Genomic DNA, 18,098 nt, shown 5'->3' on the forward strand with positions numbered 1-18,098 from the left:
TGTCTAATGGATTTGGCATGGTTTCAAATTATTGTGAATTATTTATACAGTAAAAATATGCAGATGAATGCGATGTATTGCAAGCAAAGCACAAAGATCTGCCATTTAAATAAAGCCAGACAACCTAATTCACGCAGCTCCCATGCGCGACCACATTTATTTGCAGGCATTAATTTTAAGTTGATTAAACTTAAGTCCAGCTCCTTGGTGGTTTGTTCAAGGTTTTGAGTTTGGCTGTATTCAGCGACAGTGGCTAAAAGTGCCGAATCAAATTTGATTCTCAGGCTTAAATAATGTTGTATTCCGAGCAAAACTAGACAAATTAATATATATAGCAAATCGAATAGCATCACATTACCAAACTGGATAATGAGCCAGAGCGTGAGGATCGCTGCTACATAAGCTGAAATGAGCAATCCAGTGGTGGATTGCAACAACTTTGATAGCACCACAAGTTGTAAATTCATGGTGCAAGTCCTTTAAGTTTTAAACGATAAGTATTTAAATGTTTTATTTGCGGTGTTTTAAGCACAACCCAAGGACGGTTATGGCGAATAATCCGTAAAACATCTTCGACTGAATATTCAGGATGTTGTTTCAATAATAATGCGGCAACTACAGCACTACTTCGTGAATATCCCAAAGCACAGAAGACCAAGATGTTTTGTGCTTCATCATTGTTATTAGATTTCAAGAATAGTTCTAAAGACTCTACAGCATTATGTAGCTGATTGGCCTGTAAAGGAATCAGGTCTAAACTCAAGTTTTGAGCATAGGAGCATTTTGGATAAGTGGGTAATTCTGCGCAACAATCGAGTAAAGCATCATATTGCTGCATGACGTGTTTGGACGGATAGCGACCTAAATAAATATAACTCTGATTGATTTTGATGATTTTAGAATCTTCAGGATGGCGATAGGTCCAGATTCGGCTATTGATCCAAGCAAATACAAAGTAAGGCGCAAACAATATTTTTGCAGCAATGGTCATATCACCATGACTGAGTTTTTGAAAAAAATGGGGACGATTGAATAAATATGCAAACGAAACTAAAAGCAGACTGCTTGCAGGATAGAGCAGCCAAAGCCACCAACCTTTTGCATGTGCGATTGCGCTACACAATAAGGCAGCAAACAGATAAAGGATGCCGATTTTAATGTGCTTTAAGCTTAGCCGACTTTGTTTATTTTGAACCCATGGCGCAGAGCCAGCCATCGGGAATAGCCATAAACATAAGGCACCGACCAATAAACCTGTTGGAATATCTATAAAATGGTGCTGCCAAGTGGTTAGAACTGAGAGACCAATCAAAAAGGACCAACCATCTACCAGATATTTTAGCTTACCTGTGCTATGCCGACGGAAAAAATCCCAAAGTATCACCAGTAGCACAATATGCAGAGAGGGTGCTTGATTAAACGGTTTATCAAAGCCCATCAAGACATCAAACCACAGCCCGAAAAAACCTGTGAGTTCGGGGCGCTCAAAGCTAAAACGTAGCGGGAAAAGTAAAAAGCAGCTGATTGAAAGGATTTGTGCCGAAAATAGTCGCAGTACATGTTGTTTTAATTCAAACTTATTCCAACAAAGTAATAAAGACAAACCATAGAACAGATCAATCGACCAATACGGCACAATACTCCATGGCCAAAGTGGAATATATTTTTCCCATTCAAAGACGATAACAGGTACGGAAGCTAAGCCCGCAGCGTATTGATTGGCAAAACCATAACTTAAGAAGAAAAAAGGTGCCAGAAATGCCAAACACAGTAGGCCGTATTTCCAAGTTCCTTTTTCAGTATCCAGTTTATGCATAAGATTGACCGTCCAAGCTTAAATTTTTTGTGCAACGGAAACGGTGAAAATACCAAACTCATCAATAACTTGATCGATTTTTTTGAAACCAGCTTGCTCAACTAATGCATCCATTTCTGCTTGTGAGCGTAAACGCATCACCCATGCATCTCCTTGGCGATGTGAGGTCAGAGCACGGGCAATAAACTCTTGTTGCGGATGCCAAATTTGACCTGTGTAGATGAGATACCCATCTTTCTCAATGGCCTGACATAAGCCGGATAAGGACTGTCTGAGTAAATCATTATCACTAAATAATTCGTATAAACCTGAGACCACGGCTAGAGTGGGTTTAGGTTCAACACTGGCTAATGAAGTGGCATCAAAGGCATCCGCTTCTACAAAATTGGCAATCTGGCTTAAACCTCTTTGCTCAATCATTGCTTGACCTGCTTGTACATTGATCGAGCTATAGTCTCTAAGCAGGATGGATTCAGGCTGCTCAGGCAGTTTTTGTACAGCATCTAAAATATATCGGCCATGGCCTGCAGCAATATCCATAATCCGTACCGCGTGTTGGTCATCATGTAACTTAGAAGCATATTTCGTTAATAGCGCTTCAATATTTTGTTTTCTAACGCGAATACCACGCCAACCAATCGCATTTAAATATTGTCGATCGATGATTTTACCCAGTGCATTTTGGCTTTCTGATTTATCTCTGTAGACAAAATCTAAGGTACTGCCGGAGTCATATCCTGTCTCTTCACCAATTTTTAAACCCTTGGAAAAGAGACTACCAATTTTAAGATTTTGTTTGGTTAAGCTCCAAAATGCATGTTTTAAAGAATGCTTTGGAAGCGTTGAACTTAAGGTTTCTGCTACAGCACAGCTCGGGCCAATTTTATCGGCATCTAAAAGTTTAGGTGCGGAATAGGGTTGTTTAAAACATTGTTGAATAAAGCGATGGATTTTATCTGTGGCGATTTTGCGATGTTTTTCACCCAAAGTATCATGATAAAAACCATCTAAGACGTGAAATTCCTTCAATGGATGAGGGAGTTTTTGATAAAACGCCAATTGCGGTTTTTGATGCACCACGAAGTCAGATCCTGAACATAAGACTTGAGTAGGAACAAAAATATTTTGTGCATCTTTAACGATTCGATCTGAGGCTGCATATAGACCCAGCAGCATACGGACCGATATGGCCCGAGCGATTTGCGGGTCAGTGTCATAACTCTGCGCACGTGCAGTATCGTGCGTCAGCATTTTGGCTTTGACATAACTATTAATAAAAAAGTTGCCAGCGAATTTATTGAGAAGTGTTAAGCCAGGTTTTGCAAAAGGCACATAGAGTTTGATGTCAAATGCAGGCGAGGCAAGGCATAAAGCACGAATTTTAGGGGCATAATCATGCACCCATGTCGCGGCTAAAACAGCGCCAACGCTTTGAGCTACAATTGCTATATTTTCTGATCGAATTTGGTAATTTTGTTCTATATGCTGAACAAAATATTGAATGTCTTGAACGCATGCAGAAAAGCTCGGTGCATCTCCTCGTTCACCAGGAGTATTACCGTGACCTCGCGCATCCCAAGCGAAAAAATCAAAATCAGGCAAATTCAATTCATTGACCAAATGCGCCATTCGTCCCGAATGTTCATGGCCACGATGAAATAAGATCACCGCTTTTTTCTTACGGTTGCTTTTTAAACTGCTATTTTCCCAATGTTGATAAAACAAGGATGTTCCATCATGGCTCGTAAAGGTATGCTGAGTATTGTTATACATTGTGTTGTTCTCAAAATAATGAATCGACTGACGATCTAAACTGAAATTTATTGTGGGTTGATAATGCTATTTTTAATGCGGTTATAAATCGTAATAAATAATAAAAAGATGGTAATAATCAAAATACTATTGCAGATAAGAGACAATGTATTTAAGCCAACATTCAATATAGAAGAGGTCACGATGATGACGCAGATGATGCTAAATACAAAAGCGCGGTCACTTTTTCCCATTGGACCATCGTAACGACGTTCTTGCCCCACTAATGGCGCCATCACACCGGTATATTCGGCAAGTATGGCGAGAAAACAGGTTAAAATAAGTAATTCAGCTTGAATAAAAGCAAAACAAATTAAACTAAAATAGAGTGCTGAGTCGGAAATCACATCACATAATTCATTATAAAAAGCACCGAGTTTGGATTGTTGGTTGAACTCACGTGCCAGCATGCCATCTATGGCATTGAAGCCCATTCGAATAAGCATCCACACGGGGAAAATCAACAGTAAAATGCCAATACCGTTGTGAGAAAAATAGATATAAATAAAAAATGCCACAGCTAGCGAAATGAACATTGCCAGTAGTGTTACTTGATTTGCTGTAATACCAAGATGATGAAGTGATTTAACCAAAGGTCGAAGCAGGTTTTGAAATGCAGGCTTAAGCTGGTAGATCGAAGGCATATTATTGTTATAGCGGTATGATTTGCATGAATTTTATACGATTGATGCTTAACTTAACAAGAATTTGAATGTTAAAGATTGTCACAAGGCTGACGATTCGCCTGTATAACGCATTAAATTTTCTTGTGTGGTGCTTGCGACTAATTTTCCATCTTGCCACATTTGCCCATGACTAAGCCCACGTGATTGCGAGGTTCGAGTGGTATTCATGTCATAGAAAATCCAATCATCCACCCGAAAGGTATGATGAAAATACATCGAATGATCAAGGCTGGTTGCGATGAGTTCAGGAGACAGATAATTTAAACCATGTGTTTTGAGCGCCGCAGAATATAAATTATAGTCTGAATAGTATGCTGCAATGGCCTGATGTATATGAAGTTGGTCAAATTGGGCATCTAAGGCATCATGGAGTTTTAAATATTCTGCATATTGATTTTGATTTAAGACAGAAGCTTGACCGGACGGTGGCAAATCTGTCAGCACGTATTCAATTGGTTTAGATATAAGCTGAAAAGGCTGTAAAAATGTGGATAGATATTCAGGTGAAATAGATGATTGGATTTGCGCTTTATAGAATTGCTCCTCTTTGAGGCTACTTGGTGGAAATTGTTGGATCAAATCTGGTTCAGGTATTTGATACTCCATACCCATTTCGTTTTTCATATAGGACAACATCACCATATATATTGGTTTGCCATGCTGTATGGCGGTCACTTGTCGTGTAGAAAAACTATGGCTATCACGTAAATTTTCGACTTTAAATAATACGGGATGATTTGCATGACCCGCAGAAGTAAAGTTGGCATGTAAAGAGTGGAGTGGGAGTGTACAGGTATAGGATGCACTGACTATGCTCTGAGCAAGTAATTGTCCACCAAAAATATGGTCACCAAACAGTGGTTTACTTTGTGCTAAAAAGTAGCCCTGCTCTTTGGGCACTACAGATAATAATTGGATGAGGTCTTGAATCAGTGTTGTCATCTTTTTTTGAAATTTTTGCTTTGTTTAAATGTATTCAACTCGAACTTATTGCACAAGCCATGTTCATGAAAAATATAAAAGTCTTCGCCAGTCTTTCTAGAATAGGCTTATAATCGAGTTTTCCTAGTTGTCCGAATGGAATGACGAAAAAGCAATGACACCTGCATGTAAACTCTTAAAATCTAATAAAATCGACTTTACCATTCATGAATATGATCATGACCCAGAAGCAAAAAGTTTTGGTTTAGAAGCTGCGGAAAAACTAGGCTTAACGGTCGATGAAGTATTTAAAACATTGATGGTTACGGACGATAAAAATTACTTTGTTGCCGTATTGCCAGTGGAATATCAGCTGAATTTGAAAAAAGTGGCCACAGCATTTGGCTGTAAAAAACTCAAAATGGCCGATCCAAAAGATGCAGAGCGTTTAACTGGTTATTTGGTTGGTGGTATTAGTCCAGTTGGACAGAAAAAACGCTTAAAAACTGTGATCGATGCTTCCGCACAGAACTTAGCTAAAATCTATGTCAGTGGTGGTAAGCGTGGTTTGGATATTGGTTTAAAACCCGAAGATTTAGCAAAAGTTTTGGGTGCAAACTTTGCTGATGTGATTGATGATTAAATGTGGTTTTTGACTACTTAAATTTAAGTGAATTTAGAGGGAATACCTTCCACTTCAAAATCTATAAAATAACAAAAGCCGCATAGAGCGGCTTTGTGGTTCGATGATGCATCAAGTGTACGGAAGAGATGCTTAGGAATATAATCACAACTCATCTTCTCTTTTAAGCGAAAATTTAGTTATCTCGGAACAGCCGAAAAATTTTGGTTGATGATAATTACAACTTTTACTATTAGATTTTCAGCTGCTGTCTGGGGTGTTGATTAAATGTTCGATACTTATTTTTCTGCATAATATTTCAGGTGCAAGTTTATTAATTATGCACAAAATCACGAGAGATAACTTTATTTTAATTCAACATAACTTTCAGTGTTTACAAGCTTTATTAAGTAGTTTTGTTTTGTATTTAAAGTGAGCCCATTCGCATCTTTTAAATTTGATGTATGCAGGGCAATTAGACATTTTTGCGTGCCACAATGGATAACTTTAGCTTTAGCTGGATATGTAATAGTTAGTTTTTTAGCTTCGAGCCAATCAGTAATGAGGGCATCGTCAATGATAATTTGATTATGTTTTGTGCTATTAAATTCATTTTCAGCTTCTTTACGGGCATCTTTACCAATACTAATAACATAAAAAGTAAATGTGAAAAATAAAATATAAAAACCAACTAAATATGCATAGTAAATTCCACCACTTTGAACAATTTTATCAATTTTTTCACTGTGTTCTATGACTTCAAAATTATGAAATTTCTCTGATGAATCAATGGCGTCTTTAGCTGCAGGTTTTATGATATTGAGCGTAAATTGCCCAAGAGAAATCCAAAATAAGCCTACAATTGATAAAGGTTTTTGTATTTTGCTATTAATGGTATAGATAAAAATAGTTAGTAAAATTTGCCACAATTTTACTAAGATCCTTTTAAAAATCAGGTTGAAAATAAAGAGAAGGATAAATGTAATAAAGACAAATATAAATTTTATCATCACTTCATATAAATTATTTTGGTAGACAGTATGTACCAAAGCAGCGAGTAAAAGTATTAAGAAGCCTACTACTAGCCCTGACATACCGTTTACCCATCCATACATTAGATAGTCTTGAATAGATATGCCAAGTGAAACTTGATTAAATCCGTAGTAGCTGATTAAACCATCGTAGTAAAAGTAACCGCAAACAAATAAGTAAATAGTAAATATTGTTGTAAAGAGGGCTATATCAAAACTGAAGTTAAATTTCATATGTAATGTTTCTTGGATCCGCTTATATGCTTTTTTAAGTGCTTAGGTGAATAGTATTAAAGCAAAGTTAGAAGTGCAAATTGAGAATTAGACCTAGATCAGGGTATCTAAGATGTTTCTGTAATAGTGGACGAAATTGTCTTAATTCAGTTAGTACAAAATGCTCGCCAAATGTGGGTTTATTTTTAGCTTTGAATAACGAAAATCCATGAAGTTGCAGAAGTAGAATTTAGTAAAACTTCATGTTTAGAGGCTCATTCATTAATAGTGCTTAATTATATTTAAATGTAAAAATACCTATAAAAAATAGGTATTTAAAATCCGACTAAAACAGTTGTATTTTAATTTAAAAGCTGTAATTTGAAAGAGCGATCTAATAAAGAGACAACAAAATGCCTTATTCAAATACTAAAGCGATTATTGAGCAAATCTATAATTTTGTATTAGAAAAACATGGTTTAGCGTCTAAAAGTCGATTTATGCAGTTATCGATTTTCTTTAAAGAATTACATGAAGGGGATGAGTCAAAATTTACCGCAGATAGGTCTTTTTATTACAAAGGAATATTTAACAACAGAGAAAAAAGTGTATTTGCGAATGCTGCGCCAGACTTTTTTGATAAGCACAAGTTTTTGGATTGGGTTGTTAAATCAATTGATTGATTTCAACCAAATCGTTTGAGTACATATTCATCATTCATGCTGTATAGCCAGTCTGAATAGAAGATATGGATCAGAAATCAGTAGGTGTTTGTTATGAAATGCATGCTTATAGTCAATAAAGATGCATGATCAGTATGATGCCAGTAAAGTCTTCAATGATTAAAATTTAACTGCACATTTCGTTCTTTGATTTAAATAAAAGCTTGGTTCAAAGCAGAATATAAAAACCCATGTAAAAGACATGGGTTTTTAGTTTAAGTTGCACAATGTGATAATTTGGCTAAAAAATAAGCAATTCGATTCATTTGTTCTATGCTAAATGAGAAAATTATCATTTAGTTCCATTTCAGAAAATTGTATAAATAAAAACAGAAAAGTTCATATCAAAAAAATTAATTTTTAAATACATAGAGATAAGACCAAATTTGCAATCCTGTAGCAAATCTTCACAAAAATGCAATTATTAACAATAATGATTATCATTAACATAGTTTCATGCTGGCCAGCGTACTAAGCATGACTTGCACAGTTAAAGAAACATAATTACATGACAAAGCTTGGAAAAGCTTAAAAATAGAGGATATGGTCAGATGAAAGAGCTTGCTAATCGCTTGGCGATGCAGCATCTTGTCAATGCATACTCACAAGAAACCGGTAAAGGTATTTTGCTGGAAAAGTATCAACAGAATTCATCACAATTGACGTTTAGCCAAGGCTTGACGTTGTTATGCATCCCTTTAGATTGCATTCAATCACAGTTATTTGTACCACTATCTTATGTCAGCCTTGTTGGTAGACATCGTCTTGCAGATCTCCCATACGTTTTTAATAAAGGACAGAAACTGTCATTTAGTATCACCGCGATCGCGAATTTATTGCTTGAACAGCTCGTACAAGAGTCAGGTCATACACTGGATGCTTCATCATTATTAGAGCGTTGGATCGAAAGTCGTGAAGCGCTTATTCAATTTTTGACACTACGTGAACATGATTTTGAGGCTTTGGTCCAAGCGGAACAAAGTTTCATTGAATCGGAACAAGCTTTAATTTTAGGGCACAGCATGCATCCTGCACCGAAAAGTCGGGTCGGTTTTGTGCATGAAGATTGGGAAAGGTATTCGCCAGAAGCCAAAGGTCTAAGCCAACTGCATTATTGGTTGGTAGCTCCAGAATATATTCAAGAAGGTTCAGCTTTAGATCAAGCTGTATCAGCGCAATTGAAAAGCGAATTGCAATGGCATTTATCAGAAACAGATCAAGCGCTACTGAATGCTTATTCGCATTATAAGTTATTGCCTTTGCATCCTTGGCAAGCACGTTATTTACAGTCAAAAACATGGTTTAAAAACTTAAAAACCAAATTAAAAATTATCGATTTTGGCGAGAAAGGTTGGGCATTTTCCCCAACAACTTCGGTACGCACCATGGCAAGTTTTGCAGCGCCGTGGATGTTAAAACCGTCACTATCTGTAATGATCACCAATTCAATCCGAGTCAATCTTGCCAAAGAATGCCACCGTGGTGAAATGACCCATCGACTTTGGCATTCAAGTCTTGGTGAGCGTATTTTACAGCAATGCCCAACGCTCAAAGCGGTGAATGATCCTGCTTGGATGGCATTGAGTATAGATGATGAAATAGTCAATGAAACTATTTGTATTTTCCGTGATCAGCCTTTCAGTGAAAAGCAGCAGGTGAGTTGTATTGCATCATTGTGCCAAGATCATCCTGCACAGCCCAAAAACCGTTTTAATGCCTTATTTGAACAAATCGCAAAACAACAACCTGAACTTGATCAAAGCGCCATTGCGATCAATTGGTTTAAACAATTTTTGGCAATTAGTCTGAAACCACTGATGTATATGTACCATCAATACGGAATGGCTTTTGAATCACATCAGCAAAATGTCTTACTTGAGCTTGAACATGCAATGCCTAAATATCTATGGCTGCGTGACAATCAAGGCTTTTACTATATCGAAGAACTTGCAGGTGAGGTCTTAAGCGCATTTCCAGAGTTGCAAGAAAAAGCGCATGCCGTGGGTTCCAAAGCCTTTGTCGATGAGCGCTTTAGCTATTATTTCTTTGGTAATACTTTATTCGGCATTATCAATGCAATTGGTGCAACTGGATATGTCACAGAGCAAGTGTTGATATCGATATTGCAAAATGAACTGTTGGACTTACATCGGGCATATCCAGAAAGTTCATTGATTCATTCATTACTGTATCAGCCGACCTTGCCGTATAAGGGTAATCTGTTGACGCGCTTGTATGAGCTGGATGAATTGATTGCCCCAGTCGATCAGCAATCGGTTTATGTACAGTTGCCAAATCCTTTATGTGTGGAACAGAAGGATGTGCAATATGCTTGATTTTATTGGGATAGGCTTAGGGCCATTTAACCTTAGTTTGGCGAGTTTGCTACATAAGCAAAATCATTTGCAGTATCAATTTTTTGAAAAGAAACCACAGTTCGACTGGCATGCGGGTATGCAATTGCCCAATACAGTACTGCAAGTGCCGTTTATGGCCGATCTGGTTTCCATGGTCGATCCAACCAGTCCTTTTAGTTTTTTAAATTACTTAAAGGCGCAGCAGCGTTTATACAAATTCTATTTTTTAGAACAAGCTCAGATTCCTAGACGTGAATATAACCATTATTGTCAATGGGTTGCAGACCAACTAGAGCATATTCAATATCAATCAACCGTAAAAGCCATTTATGCCCAAGAGCAAGGCTTTGAAGTCATGGTTGAACAAGATGGACGTTTTAGACGTTATCAATGCCGAAATTTGGTCATTGGTTCGGGGAATGTTCCGCATTTACCACAGTGTCTAAAAGACATTCAACAGCAATATCCAGAGCGTTGCTTACATTCTGCAAATTATTGCAATGCAGCGTTAAATCACATGAAAGGGAATGTGGTTGTACTGGGATCAGGCCAGTCTTCGGCCGAAGTCTTTATGGATCTGTTTGATCGTCAATATTTGCAGGATCAGACGACAACAGCGCAGTTTAAATTGCATTGGCTGACCCGTTCTAATGGTTTTTTCCCGATGGAATATGCGCCGCTGGGTTTAGAGCATTTTAGTCCGGATTATACTACGCACTTTTATCAACTAAGTCCTGAAAATAAAGCCGAACAACTGAAACAACAAGGTTTGTTATATAAGGGCATCAGTGCAAAAACCATCCGTGATATTTACCAAAAACTATATCACCGGAGTATTGGTCAAAATATTCAACAGACGCATTTACATGCTCAGGTGGGTTTGGTCGATGCCGAGCCTCATGGTGCGGGCATCCGTTTGCAGTTTCAGCATAAAGTCACGGCAGAACAATTCTATCTAGATGCGGACTTTGTCGTGGCTTCAACGGGATATCACAGTCCAGAGTGGCAATATCTCAAATATCTAAAACCACTGATTCAATGTGATGAATTCGGTCGCTGGAAAATCAGTCAGGACTACCGCGTACAGCATGACGCTGTTGGGGAGATCTTTGTTCAAAATCAGGAAATGCACAGTCACGGTGTCGGGACTCCTGATTTAGGGTTGGGTGCTCACCGTGCAGCGATCATTGCCAATCAATTATTGGGTTTTGACTTATACGATTTAGGTGATCAAGCGCAAAGTTTCCAACATTTTTCACCCAGTGAAAATGCTGAAATGCACAGTATGGGCATTGTAAAGAAATCAGCGCCAACCAATATCCAAAGACCATTTTCCGTAAAAAAAACCATTGCCAACTATGCAATGAACCGCAATACAACAATGCCGAATAAGCAAGAACAGAATGCGGTTAAACTCGAGAAATTATAATGACATTTGCAAAATTACAGATAAATCAAACGCAGTGGCGCCGTGCAGGGCAAAGACTGATTGAAATGGCGATTGCTGAATTTTTATATGAAGAAATTATTCAAATTCAGCCAGTGGAAAATAACACTTGGCAACTCAATCTGGATGATAAAACGTATCAATTTGAAGCGACTCAGTTTCTGCTTGGGCATTGGCGTATAGTTGAAGGGAGTGTTCGAGATTTAGGTGATTCGACAGCACAGCCCGCATGGAATCTACATGAATTTATTCGTGCCTTTTCAAATCAAGCTGAAGTGAAACCTTTTACCAAGGCCTATTTGATTAAAGAAATGAACAATACATGGTTGGCTGAAGCACATGTTTTTGATGAGCAAAGATTGCTGAGTCAGGCTGTGCTGTCAGCGCCACACTATCAAATTGAAGGCATGTTACGTGGACACCCATGGCTCATTATGAGTAAGGGGCGTATGGGCTTTGGCTATGATGATTATTTAAGCTCAGCACCAGAGATTTCTCCAACGGTCAAAGTTCTGTGGTTAGCTGTTCATCGTGATTTAGCTGAGTTTCGTTCGACCGAGGCTTGGTATGCGAAAAGCTTATATCGCCATGAATTGAATTCTGCGCAATTACACGATTTTCAACAGCAATTGGCGGACAACGCCTTAAATGCTGCTGAGTATTTCTTTATTCCTGTACATGCATGGCAATGGCATCAGTGGTTAATCCCGACCTATGCCAATGAAATCGTCGATCAGCGCATTGTAGAGCTGGACATTGGACAAGATGACTATGCGCCAATGCAATCAATTCGTACTTTATGCAATACCAGTCATCCTGAACGTCATTATGTAAAGTTACCTGTCAGTATCTTTAATACGGCGGTATATCGAGGTTTGCCTTCAAAACGAAATTTAGCTGCACCTGCGGTGACCGCTTGGCTGAAGGACATTCAACATCATGATGTAGACCTGCAAAAAACACAGGTAGCATTTTTGGGTGAAGTTGCAAGTTTAACTTTGCAACAGCCATGTTTTGATCAGATAGACGGTGCGCCTTACCAATTTAAAGAATTGTTTGGTTGTTTATGGCGTGAAAGTGTCGAGCCATGTATTGGTGAACACCAGTTAGCACTTTCCCAAGCAGCATTGTTGCATCGAGACATAAATGGTCGGTCTATTTTATCCGTGTTGATTGAGGCTTCAGGTTTGACCCCTTTGCAATGGCTGAAACGTTTTGCTGAAGTTTGTGTAACACCGCTACTGATTTGTTTATACAAATATGGTTTGGCTTTTTCTCCCCACGGTGAAAACACCATGTTGATCCATGAAAATGGCTTACCGAAAAAAATGGTGCTGAAGGACTTTATTGATGATGTCAATTTAGTTGATGAAGATTTTCCTGAACTCGAAAATTTACCAACTGAAGGGCAAATTTTACTGCGCCATCCTGCTGAAGAACTTAGTCACTTTATCTTTACAGGTTTGTTCATGGTGCATTACCGCTATATCTCTAATGTCTTCCTTGAAGATTATCCACAGCATACAGAACTTGAGTTTTGGCAAACCATCTCCACCGTGATTGACGAATTTCATCAGGCACATCCTGAATTGGCAGATCGTATTGAAAAATTCAGTATGTTCCGTCCACGTTTCGAGAAAATTTGTCTGAACCGTGTTCGACTGTTTACTACCAGTTATAACGACGAAGCAGAACGACCAGTACCTGTATTTTTAGATCCTATTGCAAACCCTGTGAGTCCAAGCACTTTAAATCAGTGGGCGAAACAACAGCATACCGCCGAACAGAAAACGACAACTAATCGTATTGCGTCATAAACAGATTTTTGAGCTAAGAACAGAAAAGATTAAACAAATTTAAAGGACGACATCATGACAACGTTATCACGACAACTACCTGATTTTTATGAATACCATGAGAATGAGACGCAATACTACTTACGACAAATGCAATATCCAGAAGATATGGCTTTGGTTCATAAATGGATGCATGAACCGCATGTTATTCCACAGTGGCAGCTCAATAAGTCAGAAACTGAACTAAAAGTGTATTACGAAAAAATGCTGGCAGATGATCATCACCGAATTTTGATTGTGGGGGTAAATGGTGAAGATGTGGGCTACACAGAGATCTACGAAGGAAAACGGGATCGATTAGGTTTGTACTACGACGGTGATGAGCTTGATCTAGGTTGGCATTTGTTATTTGGTGAAAAGTCCGTTTTTGGTAAAGGCTATTTACGTCCCGTCATGCGTTTATTGAGTTTTTATATCTTTGAAAATGCTGCATCAGCCAAGATTGTGGGAGAGCCTGATCATAGTGTGAAGCCTTATGCCGTCGTAGTTGAAGACATGTGCTATGAAGCGCAGCGCCTAATCCCAATGCCTGAAAAGACCGCCATGTTGTATTACTGCTTTAGAGAAACATTTTATTCAAAATTTGGTCATTACTTAAACGACTCCAAGGCATTTCAGCATCAGCAACTAGCTAAGGCGGTGTCATGAGTTATCGCTGCACCCACATGCACATACTGGACATGCGCTTTTCAGCGCATGTTTCAGTGGAAGAGTTTGAACAATGGTTGACTCAAGTTGAGCGCTTTTTTCTGAAAAGTCAGCCCTTTGTTTTGGTTATGCAAACGGCTGAGGGAACGACTTTTCCTGAAGAATATCGGCAAATACAGGCCGTTTGGTACAAGAAGTTTAAACATCTCTTTTTTCAATATTGTTTGGGTCTGGTGCGTATTGCGCAAGATCCAGATGACTTCAAACGTTTAAATACACCCGCGCTGCATGCAGCGTGGCGTGTGCCTTATTACGTTTCATTAGAACAGTCTGATGCGCTGCAATGGGCAGTGCAGAGGTGGATATGCAACAACACTCAAGAAAATTAAATCATGCAATTTCACCATCTCAAATTTCAGTCCTGAGTTTGAGCGTCGTGATTATTTTGTACTTAGCACATGCATTGCCTTTGTATTTTTACAATGTGGCTTTGCCTGCCATTTTACGACATCAAGGGGTAGATTTACGCTGGATCGGCATGTTATCGCTGCTTTATATTCCATGGGCATTCAAGTTTTTTTGGGCGCCTTGGATCGATCAGCTCTATGTCAAAAAACTCGGTAAACGTAAAACATGGCTGTTGTTTACGCAAATCGCATTGGTACTGGGGGTACTGGTTTTAGCCTTTACGCAGTTTTCTTATGGGCTGACTTTATTTGTCATTGTTGGTTTATGGATTTCAACGTTTGCGGCAACGCAAGATATTGCGATTGATGGTTATACCGTAGAGAAATTTACCGAAGGCAATTACCGTCTGGGCAGTATGGCACAGAGCATTGGGGTGGCCGTCGGTAGCATGCTTGGTGGCGCTGCAACTTTATGGATTTACCAATATTGGGGTTGGCAGTCAGCGCTCACAACTTTAGCGCTGCTGACATTTTTAACCATGTTTGCTGTGTTTTTTATTCAAGAAGAACCACAAACTCAAATTGCCAAAGCCAAACCAAGCCTACGACAAGCGTTTAAACGACCTGCGATTCGTTGGGCCTTGCTGCTCATCGTTTGTTATCGCGTGGTGGAAGCACCCGCTATGGCAATGCTGAATCCCATGTTGATCGATCAAAAATGGTCACTGTCTCAGATCGGGGTGTTGATGTCTGTGGTCGGTGCCGGTGTCGGTCTGATTGCAGCTGTTAGTGCAGCTGTATTGCTGAAAAAAATCAAAGCGACGCAATTGTTGGTCTGGGCAGGATGGTTACGTACATTGCTATATGCCGTCATTGGGGCAGCCGTTGTATTGGAGTGGTTGAATCAATGGCATCTGCTTTTAGGTCTATTTGTCGTGTTGATGCTAGCCATTCGTTATATCGCCATGACATCACTCTATGCCTATTTCATGCAGACCAGTTCTAAAGAACAGGCGGGTACCGATTTCACCATATTAGTGTGCTTTGAATTGCTCGTTTACTTCATTAGCGGTGCATTTTCAGGCTTTCTCGCAAAATCATTAGGCTATGGACATTTTTACTTGGTATTGGCAATTGGCTCAGTAATCAGCGTCTTAATTAGTCAGCGCATTGTTTTAAAAACACAAAATTTTAAAACTCAAACACTTCCGACTCAATCGGAACTCTAAGAAATGGAAAAGAATATGAAACGTTTAGCTCTACCGATGCAACTGACGTGTCTCAGCCTTGCAATTTGCACTCAGCTTTATGCACAAGACGTCACAACGGACACAGCACAAAATACTGCAGTTGAAACACAAACTGCAGTAGCTACTAAAATGGCACCGATTGTTGTGACGGCAACTCGTTCTGCGAAAAGCATTGCAGATATTGCGGGTACGGTGTACAGCATTCCTAAAGAAGAAATTGAAAAACAAGCCAATGCAGGTAAAAGCACAGCTGATATTGTTGGTTTATTGGTGCCATCACTGACTCCATCGAGTGGTACAACGTCTAACTATGGGATGACCATGCGTGGACGTGTGGTGCAATACATGATCGATGGTGTGCCGCAAACGGGATATCGTGATGGATCTCGACAACTGGCGAGTATTAGCCCGTCGATGATTGAACGAATTGAAGTGGTCTCTGGCGCAAGTAGTATTTATGGTTCAGGTGCGACAGGCGGTATTATCAATATCATCACCAAACGAGGTGGATCTGAACCGCTGAGTTTTGAAACGAAAGTCGGTGTTACTTCTGGTAATAACTTTAAGTCTGATGCTCTGGCTTATGAAGCTGCACAAACCATGAACTTTAATCAAGGCAATTTACGCGGAACTTTAGGTGCAAGCTATACCAAACGTGGTGAAATACAAGATAGTCATGGCAACCGTATTGGACCTGAAATTGCACAAACAGACCGTCAAGATACCGACACTTTAGATCTAAATGGTCGTGTCAGTTGGAAAATTGCCGATGGTCAAACGCTGAGTTTTGGCGCGCAATATTATAATGATGAGCAAGATAGTGACTATGGCCCTGACTATGGTCCAAATTTAAATGCGCTGCGCTCACAGCCCGTGGGTGGCAAGCTGCCGTTGTCATTAAATGCGGTAAAAGGCTTACAACTTGCTGAACAACCACAAACTGAACGTTATAGCGTCAACGCACAATATGAAAATCAAGATATTTTAGGCCACCGTCTAAACGCTGAAACCTATTATCGAAATGAAAAAGCACGGTGGTTCCCATCTGCACGTCAAATGGCACCTGAACTCTTCTTGGTGTATCAGTCAGAAACCGATATCGATGTTTTAGGCGCGCGTGTTGCTCTACAAAAAGATCTTAACTTAAATGGTCGTGAACTGGGTTTAACCTATGGTGTGGACTATGAAAATGAAAAAGATCAACAAAATATCCAAATGTATGACAGCGCAACGTTTATTCAAAGTAATGGTTTGAGTTATCAGCCGTTTAACTACTATGCCTTTGGCCCAGATGTTGAAACAGAAAAACTTGGCGTATTTGCCCAAGCGCAATATGAATTAACCGACCGACTTGGCTTACAAGCAGGCATTCGCCATGAACGTGTAGAAAGCGATGTCGATTCATCTGTGCCTTATATGGAAGCAATTACTGCAGATTTAACCCCAGGTTATGTGGCGAAAACACTGAATGGCGGCAAAGTAAAACATGATGCAACGCTGTTTAATGTTGGCGCGGTGTATCACTTAACAGATGCACAGCAAGTGTTTGCTAATTTCTCACAAGGTTCAAACTTGCCCGATGTGCAACGTATGCTGCGCGATGTGCCGGCAAATTCTGTGATTAATAGCCAAACCATTGACCCGATTAAAGTCAATAACTATGAACTCGGTTGGCGTGTACAAAATGCCGGTGGTTTAAATGCAGGAGTCACGGCTTTTTATAATGACTCAGATAAAAGCCTGAAATTTGGTGCGCCGAATTACACCATTGATGTTATTGATACCGATGAACGTATCTATGGTGTCGAAGCCAATGCCAGTTATGAAGTTCAACCAAATTGGACGGTTGGGGGCACAGTTGCATATACCACGGGCCAATTTAAAAATACCCAAGGTGACTGGCAAGAATTGGATGCCATTCGTGTAGCACCTTTAAAAGGTACAGCATTTTCAGAGTGGCAATTTGATAATGACATGAGCCTACGTGTTCAAGCTTTAGCGATTGGCGGTACAGACAAAGCCCAAAAAGACGCTGTGAAATATGGATCTGCTCCAGCAGCGTCAATTAAAGGCTTTGCAACGATGGACGTGATTGCCAATGCAAAAGTAGGACCGGGTAATGTGGGCTTTGGTGTCTACAACGTGTGGAATACGGATTATAAGTCGGTATACAGTCAGTCGGTTGAAACTGTCTATGGCCCAATTTCTAGCCTAGCGGCTCAAGGTCGCACCTACGGTTTAAGTTATACGGTGAAATACTGATTTAAAGCCTGAATCAGGTTTAAAGCACGGTATCGTGACTTACAAAAT

The 18,098-nt window shown here is 39.4% G+C and carries 15 protein-coding genes; 9 read left to right on the forward strand and 6 right to left on the reverse strand.

The features are described 5' to 3' along the window. Positions 1-38 precede the first annotated feature (38 nt). The 5 genes from FTT76_RS14560 to FTT76_RS14580 form a co-directional block, all read right to left on the reverse strand. Positions 39-467, reverse strand: a complete 429-nt coding sequence (locus FTT76_RS14560) for a hypothetical protein (protein ID WP_180007868.1) — start codon at positions 465-467, stop codon at positions 39-41. Further along, entirely contained in the window at positions 464-1,816 is a 1,353-nt protein-coding gene (locus FTT76_RS14565) for a phosphatase PAP2 family protein (RefSeq protein ID WP_180007867.1), read from the reverse strand. The genes FTT76_RS14560 and FTT76_RS14565 overlap by 4 nt, the downstream gene beginning before the upstream one ends. An 18-nt stretch (positions 1,817-1,834) precedes the next feature. Next, complete coding sequence (locus FTT76_RS14570) at positions 1,835-3,589, reverse strand: bifunctional alpha/beta hydrolase/class I SAM-dependent methyltransferase (RefSeq protein WP_180007866.1); 1,755 nt, start codon at positions 3,587-3,589, stop codon at positions 1,835-1,837. Between the two features lie 47 nt (positions 3,590-3,636). Next, entirely contained in the window at positions 3,637-4,272 is a 636-nt protein-coding gene (locus FTT76_RS14575; protein WP_168378667.1) for a CDP-alcohol phosphatidyltransferase family protein, read from the reverse strand. An 81-nt stretch (positions 4,273-4,353) separates the two neighbouring features. Continuing rightward, positions 4,354-5,256, reverse strand: a complete 903-nt coding sequence (locus FTT76_RS14580) for an acyl-CoA thioesterase II (RefSeq protein ID WP_180007865.1) — start codon at positions 5,254-5,256, stop codon at positions 4,354-4,356. 154 nt (positions 5,257-5,410) lie between these two features. On the opposite strand from FTT76_RS14580, the gene ybaK reads away from it, so the two are divergent. Further along, on the forward strand, positions 5,411-5,878 hold the full coding sequence (gene ybaK, locus FTT76_RS14585) for a Cys-tRNA(Pro) deacylase (RefSeq protein WP_180007875.1): 468 nt from the start codon (positions 5,411-5,413) through the stop codon (positions 5,876-5,878). A gap of 344 nt (positions 5,879-6,222) precedes the next feature. On the opposite strand, the gene FTT76_RS14590 is transcribed toward ybaK, so the two are convergent. Next, positions 6,223-7,122, reverse strand: a complete 900-nt coding sequence (locus FTT76_RS14590) for a hypothetical protein (protein WP_180007864.1) — start codon at positions 7,120-7,122, stop codon at positions 6,223-6,225. Between the two features lie 392 nt (positions 7,123-7,514). On the opposite strand from FTT76_RS14590, the gene FTT76_RS14595 reads away from it, so the two are divergent. The 8 genes from FTT76_RS14595 (at position 7,515) to FTT76_RS14630 (ending at position 18,050) form a co-directional block, all read left to right on the forward strand. After that, a complete protein-coding gene (locus FTT76_RS14595; protein ID WP_168378663.1) occupies positions 7,515-7,784 on the forward strand; it encodes a hypothetical protein in 270 nt (89 codons plus the stop codon). A 590-nt stretch (positions 7,785-8,374) separates the two neighbouring features. Next, complete coding sequence (locus FTT76_RS14600) at positions 8,375-10,159, forward strand: IucA/IucC family siderophore biosynthesis protein (RefSeq protein ID WP_180007863.1); 1,785 nt, start codon at positions 8,375-8,377, stop codon at positions 10,157-10,159. Further along, the gene (locus tag FTT76_RS14605) at positions 10,152-11,609 is read left to right on the forward strand and encodes a lysine N(6)-hydroxylase/L-ornithine N(5)-oxygenase family protein (RefSeq protein WP_180007862.1); all 1,458 of its coding nucleotides are present in this window, start codon (positions 10,152-10,154) and stop codon (positions 11,607-11,609) included. The genes FTT76_RS14600 and FTT76_RS14605 overlap by 8 nt, the downstream gene beginning before the upstream one ends. Further along, a complete protein-coding gene (locus FTT76_RS14610) occupies positions 11,609-13,444 on the forward strand; it encodes an IucA/IucC family siderophore biosynthesis protein (RefSeq protein WP_180007861.1) in 1,836 nt (611 codons plus the stop codon). The genes FTT76_RS14605 and FTT76_RS14610 overlap by 1 nt, the downstream gene beginning before the upstream one ends. A 54-nt stretch (positions 13,445-13,498) precedes the next feature. After that, positions 13,499-14,131: a GNAT family N-acetyltransferase gene (locus tag FTT76_RS14615; protein WP_168378659.1), complete on the forward strand. Its 633-nt coding sequence runs from the start codon at positions 13,499-13,501 to the stop codon at positions 14,129-14,131. After that, positions 14,128-14,520 (forward strand): hypothetical protein, encoded by a 393-nt coding sequence (locus FTT76_RS14620; protein ID WP_078190999.1) that lies wholly within the window; start codon positions 14,128-14,130, stop codon positions 14,518-14,520. Before FTT76_RS14615 ends, FTT76_RS14620 begins: the two co-directional genes overlap by 4 nt. Next, complete coding sequence (locus FTT76_RS14625; RefSeq protein WP_257224561.1) at positions 14,496-15,767, forward strand: MFS transporter; 1,272 nt, start codon at positions 14,496-14,498, stop codon at positions 15,765-15,767. Before FTT76_RS14620 ends, FTT76_RS14625 begins: the two co-directional genes overlap by 25 nt. Before the next feature lie 15 nt (positions 15,768-15,782). Continuing rightward, a complete protein-coding gene (locus tag FTT76_RS14630) occupies positions 15,783-18,050 on the forward strand; it encodes a TonB-dependent receptor (RefSeq protein ID WP_180007859.1) in 2,268 nt (755 codons plus the stop codon). The last annotated feature ends 48 nt before the right edge of the window (positions 18,051-18,098 follow it).

The organism is Acinetobacter sp. YH01009 (assembly GCF_013420765.1).
Classification (GTDB): domain Bacteria; phylum Pseudomonadota; class Gammaproteobacteria; order Pseudomonadales; family Moraxellaceae; genus Acinetobacter; species Acinetobacter amyesii.

What these genes read in the sequence shown, in the direction of transcription:
- FTT76_RS14560 (WP_180007868.1), bottom strand. Translation starts at nt 467, where the DNA reads ATGAATTTACAACTTGTGGTGCTATCAAAGTTGTTGCAATCCACCACT.
- FTT76_RS14565 (WP_180007867.1), bottom strand. Translation starts at nt 1,816, where the DNA reads ATGCATAAACTGGATACTGAAAAAGGAACTTGGAAATACGGCCTACTG.
- FTT76_RS14570 (WP_180007866.1), bottom strand. Translation starts at nt 3,589, where the DNA reads ATGTATAACAATACTCAGCATACCTTTACGAGCCATGATGGAACATCC.
- FTT76_RS14575 (WP_168378667.1), bottom strand. Translation starts at nt 4,272, where the DNA reads ATGCCTTCGATCTACCAGCTTAAGCCTGCATTTCAAAACCTGCTTCGA.
- FTT76_RS14580 (WP_180007865.1), bottom strand. Translation starts at nt 5,256, where the DNA reads ATGACAACACTGATTCAAGACCTCATCCAATTATTATCTGTAGTGCCC.
- ybaK (WP_180007875.1), top strand. Translation starts at nt 5,411, where the DNA reads ATGACACCTGCATGTAAACTCTTAAAATCTAATAAAATCGACTTTACC.
- FTT76_RS14590 (WP_180007864.1), bottom strand. Translation starts at nt 7,122, where the DNA reads ATGAAATTTAACTTCAGTTTTGATATAGCCCTCTTTACAACAATATTT.
- FTT76_RS14595 (WP_168378663.1), top strand. Translation starts at nt 7,515, where the DNA reads ATGCCTTATTCAAATACTAAAGCGATTATTGAGCAAATCTATAATTTT.
- FTT76_RS14600 (WP_180007863.1), top strand. Translation starts at nt 8,375, where the DNA reads ATGAAAGAGCTTGCTAATCGCTTGGCGATGCAGCATCTTGTCAATGCA.
- FTT76_RS14605 (WP_180007862.1), top strand. Translation starts at nt 10,152, where the DNA reads ATGCTTGATTTTATTGGGATAGGCTTAGGGCCATTTAACCTTAGTTTG.
- FTT76_RS14610 (WP_180007861.1), top strand. Translation starts at nt 11,609, where the DNA reads ATGACATTTGCAAAATTACAGATAAATCAAACGCAGTGGCGCCGTGCA.
- FTT76_RS14615 (WP_168378659.1), top strand. Translation starts at nt 13,499, where the DNA reads ATGACAACGTTATCACGACAACTACCTGATTTTTATGAATACCATGAG.
- FTT76_RS14620 (WP_078190999.1), top strand. Translation starts at nt 14,128, where the DNA reads ATGAGTTATCGCTGCACCCACATGCACATACTGGACATGCGCTTTTCA.
- FTT76_RS14625 (WP_257224561.1), top strand. Translation starts at nt 14,496, where the DNA reads ATGCAACAACACTCAAGAAAATTAAATCATGCAATTTCACCATCTCAA.
- FTT76_RS14630 (WP_180007859.1), top strand. Translation starts at nt 15,783, where the DNA reads ATGAAACGTTTAGCTCTACCGATGCAACTGACGTGTCTCAGCCTTGCA.